The 901-nt window shown below is 78.8% G+C and carries 1 pseudogene; it reads right to left on the bottom strand.

Annotation, left to right across the window (positions count from 1 at the left end):
* Positions 1 to 860, bottom strand: a pseudogene (locus ABZS66_RS58890) (hypothetical protein); the annotation flags it as partial.
* Positions 861 to 901: the final 41 nt, after the last annotated feature.

Genomic DNA, 901 nt, shown 5'->3' with positions numbered 1-901 from the left:
GAGGTGGCTCGCTCCGATGCGGTCGGTCCCGTGGTGGCCGGCTCCGAAGTGGCCGAGCCACGAGCGGGCGAGCCGGGAGTGGCCAGGCCGGGAGCGGCCGGGCCCGGTCCGGCCGGGCGGTCCGGCAGCGGGAGCGCGGTCAGGGCGGCCCCGGCGAGGGTGGCGTAGTGGTCGCGGCGGAGGCGCTCGGCATGGGCCTGGTCGCCGGCGGCCGCGGCGTGGTGCAGCGCCTCGTCGAACCGGCGGTGAGCGGCGTACCAGCCGGCCGCGGCGCGGTGCAGCGCCCGGGCCCGGGCCGGGTCCTCGTGGGTGAGCAGCGCGTAGAGGGCGGAGCGCCACAGTAGCGGGTACGCATACCAGCCGTCGCCGGTCACGGTCGCGAACACCTCGTCGGCGGCCAGCCGGTCGAGCAGGCCGGCGGCGTCGGCGTGGCCGGTGAGCGCGGTGAACAGGTCGGCGCAGACCGCGCCGGCCAGGCAGGTGTCCCGCACGGCGCGGCGGTCCGCCGCCGGCAGGCCGGCCAGGACCTCGTCGAGGACGTACTCCCCGAGGCCCGCGCCGCCGGCCAGGAAGCCGCGCAGCGTCGGCCCGCCGTCGCCGGGGACGTCGGCGAGAGCCCCCGCGGCGAGCACCACACCCGCTGCCCAGCCACCCGTGATCGCGAAGATGTCCCGCACGGTCTCCGGCGGCACGTCGGCCAGCCTCGCGCAGTACCGCGAAATCTCCTGCGGCGTCAGGGCGAGGGCCCGGCGGTCCAGCTCGGCCGCCGCCGGTCCGATCGCCGCGCGCAGGCCGGCCGGGATCCACCGGCCGGCCACGATCAGCCGCGGGCCGCCGGGCGTGGCGGTGGTCGCCGACAACAAGGTGATCGACTCCGGCCTGACCCAGGGCGGCGGCATCC

The sequence above is a fragment of the Dactylosporangium sp. NPDC005572 genome (assembly GCF_040605515.1).
In the GTDB taxonomy this organism is placed as follows: Bacteria; Actinomycetota; Actinomycetes; order Mycobacteriales; family Micromonosporaceae; genus Dactylosporangium.
The sequence above is the reverse complement of the archived record's forward strand: the minus strand, read 5'-3'. Positions and strand labels throughout refer to the sequence as shown.